Raw genomic sequence first — 4,822 nt, forward strand, 5'->3', positions numbered from 1 at the left:
GCGGAGGAGGGGGCATCGCGGGGCACACTACTCCCGTGGTCCCCGGCAACGGCCGAGCGGCGGCCGAGCCGCACGCGCGTCGTTCCGAACGGCGTCAGCGGCCGCGGAGGCGGCGCACCAGGATGCTCGCCTCGCCGCGGGACTCCAGGTCGGCCAGGACGACCGCGACGGCCTCCCGGACGATCCGCCCGCGGTCCACGGCGAGGCCGTGTTCGCCGCGCAGGACGAGGCGGGCGTGTTCGAGGTCCATCAGTTCCTCGGCCGACACATAGACCGTGATCTTCTCGTCGTGCCGTTCCCGCCCGCTCGGGCGCCGGGCGGCCCGGCCGCGCCGGGGAGCGGCCGCGGGCGCCGGTCGGCTCCCCTTGGCCGCGTCCCGGCCGTCACGGCCCTCGCGCTCGCGCCCCTGCTGGGCCGGCAGCGTCCGTTCACCCACCGGCCTGGCGTCACGCGCGTCACGCGACAGCAGCCGGCCGCGGTCGTCGGCCGAGCCGGCCCCGCCCGCGCCGCCCGAGGGCGGCGAGGCGGCCGGCTCGTCACCGGGGCCCGCCTCGGCCGGTCGTTGTTCGCCGGCCGGGGCCGGCACCCGGGGTGCCGGGTCCTCCTTGGTGCTCCCCGCCTGCTCGGGCGCGTTCGGGGGCGTCGAGGGCTGCACGGCGGCCCCGCCGGTACTGCGGAACAGTTCGTCGGCCGCCGGGAGGCTCACTCGGCGTGGCACCGGGCGAGCACCTCCCTTGCGAGCTGACGGTACGCGGCCGCGCCAACGGAGTTGGACGCGTAGGTGGTGATCGGTTCACCGGCGACCGTGGTCTCCGGGAAGCGGACCGTACGCCCGATGACCGTGTGGTAGACGTTGTCGTCGAACGCCTCGACCACCCGGGCCAGGACCTCCCGGCTGTGCACCGTGCGCGAGTCGTACATGGTGGCCAGGATGCCGTCCAGGTGCAGGTTCGGGTTGAGCCGCTCCTGGACCTTCTCGATGGTCTCGGTCAGCAGGGCCACTCCGCGCAGCGCGAAGAACTCGCACTCCAGCGGCACGATCACCTTGTGCGCCGCGGTGAGCGCGTTCACGGTGAGCAGGCCGAGCGAGGGCTGGCAGTCGATGATGACGAAGTCGTAGTCGTTCAGCATCGGTTGCAGCGCCCGCTGGAGGGTGGACTCGCGGGCCACCTCGCTGACCAGTTGCACCTCGGCGGCGGACAGGTCGATGTTGCTCGGCAGCAGGTCCATCCCGGCGACCGCGGTCTTGAGCAGCACCTCGTCGGGGGCCATGCCCCGCTCCATCAACAGGTTGTAGATGGTGAGGTCGAGCTCCATCGGGTTCACGCCGAGGCCGACCGAGAGGGCGCCCTGCGGGTCGAAGTCGACCAGCAGGACCCGACGGCCGTATTCGGCGAGCGCGGCGCCCAGGTTGATGGTCGAGGTGGTCTTGCCGACCCCGCCCTTCTGGTTGCACATCGCGATGATCTGCGCCGGGCCACGCTCGACGAGCGGTCCGGGGATCGGGAAGTACGGCAACGGGCGACCGGTGGGACCGATCCGCTCGCGCCGCTGCCTGGCCGCGTCCGGGGCGATGGTCGCCGCGTACTCGGGATCGGGCTCGTACTCCGCGTCCGGGTCGTAGAACTGCCCGTCCGGGAGATCGTCGTAGTCGGGGAAACGGTCGGCCTCGCCGCCCGTCGCGTTTGCTTCAGTGCTCTGATGCGCTGTCATGCTCGGTTGGCTCTGGTGGGTTGCGTAGGTATGGACAGCGACGGAGCCCAGGCCCGTCAGGCCCGCGGTGCCCATGTGGCGCTCCGGGGCCCCTGGTTGTCCTCCCCGGGGAGTAATTGTCGACTCATTCACAAGTCGTCTTACCTCCTTGGGGACCAGGAAACTTCTAGACAGAGTCAGCGTTGCACCATGCCGACGATTGGCGACTCTATGGCGTGTCGGCGGTTCACAGCAACACAATCCGCCGGACCGGCACGGATGTGTCGGCCGTCGAACATTCTCTTGTCAAGGGCACAAGCCTCGCCAGGGGGACGTATCCCCCGGGTACGAATCGGTTAAAGCACTATCTAGCACCCGAGTTGACCGTTCGTCGGAGGTCGTCACGGCGGGCGACGGTCGACGACCGGGTGGGCTCGGCGCGCCGCGGCGTGTGACATTCCCGATGTTGACGGCGGGAGTTGACCGGAGGCCCGCGCGCGGCGCGGGTCGATCAGTCCGGCAATCAGCCGAGCACGGCGCGGGGTTCGGTGTGCGACAGGCCGTGCGCCTCGGCGACGGGGGCCGAGATGACGTGCCCGTCATGGATGTTGAGCCCGGGGACCAGCGCCGGATCGCGCCGCAGCGCCTCCCGCCAGCCGCGATGGGCCAGCTCGACGACGTAGGGCAGGGTGGCGTTGGTCAGCGCGGCGGTGGAGGTGGCCGGCACCGCGCCCGGCATGTTGGCGACGCAGTAGAAGATCGAGTCGTGCACCCGGAACGTCGGCTCGGCGTGGGTGGTGGGGCGTGAGTCCTCGAAGCAGCCGCCCTGGTCGATCGCGATGTCGACAAGGACACTTCCCGGTCTCATCCGCGACACCAGCTCACCTGTCACGAGCCGGGGAGCCCGGGCGCCGGGCACCAGGACGGCGCCGATCACCAGGTCGGCGGCGAGCACGGCCCGCTCCACCTCGTAGGCGTTGGCGGCGACGGTCCGCACCCGGGTGCCGAACACCCGGTCGGCGTCGCGGAGTTTGGCGATGTCCCGGTCGAGCAGGGTGACCTGGAAGCCCATGCCGACGGCGATCTGGGTGGCCTGCCAGCCGGAGACGCCGGCACCGATCACGACCGCGCTCCCCGGCGGGGTGCCGGGGACGCCGCCCGGCAGCACGCCGCGGCCGCCGGCCGGGCGCATGAGGTGGTAGGCGCCGACCTGGGGGGCGATCCGGCCGGCGACCTCGGACATGGGGGCGAGCAGCGGCAGGGCGCGGCCGTTCGGCGCCGCGGACTCCACGGTCTCGTAGGCGATGGCGGTGGTGCCGGAGGCCAGCAGGGCGTCGGTGCACTCGTGGGAGGCGGCGAGGTGCAGGTAGGTGAAGAGGACCTGGTCCTTGCGGAGCCGGTGGTACTCCTCGGCGACCGGTTCCTTGACCTTCAGCAGCAGGTCGGCGCCGGCCCAGACCTCGTCCGCGTCGGCCAGCACGGTGGCCCCGGCGGCGACGAACTCCTCGTCGGGGATGGCGGAGCCGAGCCCCGCGCCGCGTTGGACGTGGACCTCGTGCCCGCCGACCACCAACTCGTGGACGCCGGCCGGGGTGATGGCCACTCGGAACTCGTTGTTCTTGACCTCGGTGGGAATGCCGACCTTCACGTCGATCACGGTCCTTGCACGCACTGGACAGCTGTCTCGACCAGTGTAAGTAAGGAATCCAGCTTGTCGAGCCTTGCAATCAGTCAATCGTTGGCCGAAGGTGTCTGCGTTCCAAAGGTTGGAGCGGTGGCGGCGGGCCGTTCCTCGGCCGCCGCGGCCTCGGCCGTCAGCCGCTCGGCGGCGGCCCGGTGGGCGGCGGCCGCGTCGGCGCGGCCGAGCCGGTCGGCGCAGTCGGCGAGCCGCAGCCGCAGCTCGGCCCTGAGCCGGAGATCCGCGCCGTGCTCCGCGAGCCGCAGCGCGTCGGAGCCGGTGCGCAGGGCCTCCTCGGGACGGCCGACGCGCTCCTGGGCCCGCGCCACCTCGGCCAGCGCCCGGGCCTGGGCCGGCACGTCGCCGTGCCTGCGGTGGGCGGCGGCCGCGGCCCGCCAGGCCCGCAGCGCCTCGCCCCACTGCCCGGTGTGGGCGAGGGCGGCGCCGACCCGGCCGTGCAGCCGGCCCACGCCGGCCAGGTCGCCGCGCGCCTGGCTCATCGGCAGGGCCCGGCCGTACCAGTCGGCGGCCCGCTGCCACTCCCCCAGCTCCGCGTAGGTGTCGGCGACGGACTCCAGGGCCCGGCGGACGTCGTCCGCGTCGACGCCCTCCTGGCGTGGCCCGCGGTCGCCCCTGGCGGCCTCGAGGGCGGCCCGGTAGCGGTCGAGCGCGGCACGCGGCCGGCCGGCGCCGGCGTCCAGGTCCCCGAGGCTGAGGAGCGCGGCGGCGCGCTCCCTGGTCAGCCGCTGCCGGTCGGCGATCAGCAGGGCGAGTTCCTGCAGCCCGTAGAGCTCGGCCCTGGCCTGGTCGGGCGACAGGTGGGCGATCAGCACCCGGCTCAGGGTGGCCAGCAGCCGCCTGGCAAGGGTGTCGAGCCCGCCGTCGGTGGCGGCCGTGCGGGCGGCGGCGAGCAGCGCGGGGCGGCGGGTGACGAGCCAGCCGGCGGCGGCCGCGCGGTTGTCGAAGCGGAGCGCCGCGGGCAGCGCCGCCAGCCACTCCCGCTCCTCGCCCGTCGGCTGCTCGGTGACGGCCTGGCAGGCGCGCAGCCGGGTGACGACCCGTTCCAGCATCCTGGCCCTGGCGAGCACCGCCTCGCCCGGCCGTTCCAGGGCGGCGAGCAGCGCGGCGATCCGGCCCTCCAGGCAGCCGGGCACCCGGTACTGGTCGGGGAGGCCGTCGGCGCCGGCCTGGCCGGCCGGGCGCAGCAGGCCGAAGGCGGTGAGCTCGGCGAGGGTGGCGCGGGCGGCGGGCACCGGGCAGCCGACGAGCGCGGCGGCGAGGTGGGCGTCCACGAGGCCGGCGGGGGCCAGGGCGAGCAGCCGCAGCATCCGCGCGGAGGGGGCCGGCAGGGCGGTGTGGACCAGGGCGAACGCCCGACCGAGCGGCACGTCGGCGGGGTCCGGGACACGGGTGCGCCCGGCGCGGGGCGGATCGGCGGGGGCGCCCTCCGCG

The 4,822-nt window shown here is 74.2% G+C and carries 4 protein-coding genes; all 4 read right to left on the reverse strand.

What is annotated here, in order from left to right; all coding sequences use genetic code 11:
• Positions 1-94: 94 nt before the first annotated feature.
• Entirely contained in the window at positions 95-706 is a 612-nt protein-coding gene (locus tag E1283_RS31845; RefSeq protein WP_132821645.1) for a hypothetical protein, read from the reverse strand.
• Positions 703-1,788 carry a ParA family protein gene (locus E1283_RS31850; protein WP_132821643.1) on the reverse strand — a complete coding sequence of 362 codons (1,086 nt, stop codon included), beginning with the start codon at positions 1,786-1,788 and terminating at the stop codon, positions 703-705. Before E1283_RS31850 ends, E1283_RS31845 begins: the two co-directional genes overlap by 4 nt.
• A 427-nt stretch (positions 1,789-2,215) precedes the next feature.
• On the reverse strand, positions 2,216-3,340 hold the full coding sequence (gene ald / locus E1283_RS31855) for an alanine dehydrogenase (protein WP_132821646.1): 1,125 nt from the start codon (positions 3,338-3,340) through the stop codon (positions 2,216-2,218).
• Positions 3,341-3,423: 83 nt separating this feature from the next.
• Positions 3,424-4,822: tetratricopeptide repeat protein (locus E1283_RS31860; protein WP_132821644.1), on the reverse strand; the 1,399-nt coding region annotated here is incomplete at its 5' end.

Source organism: Streptomyces hainanensis (assembly GCF_004348415.1).
GTDB classification, from domain to species: Bacteria; Actinomycetota; Actinomycetes; order Streptomycetales; family Streptomycetaceae; genus Streptomyces; species Streptomyces hainanensis.

Bases quoted from the DNA above. Each gene is read 5' to 3' on its own strand.
- E1283_RS31850 (WP_132821643.1), bottom strand. From the start codon at position 1,788: ATGGGCACCGCGGGCCTGACGGGCCTGGGCTCCGTCGCTGTCCATACC.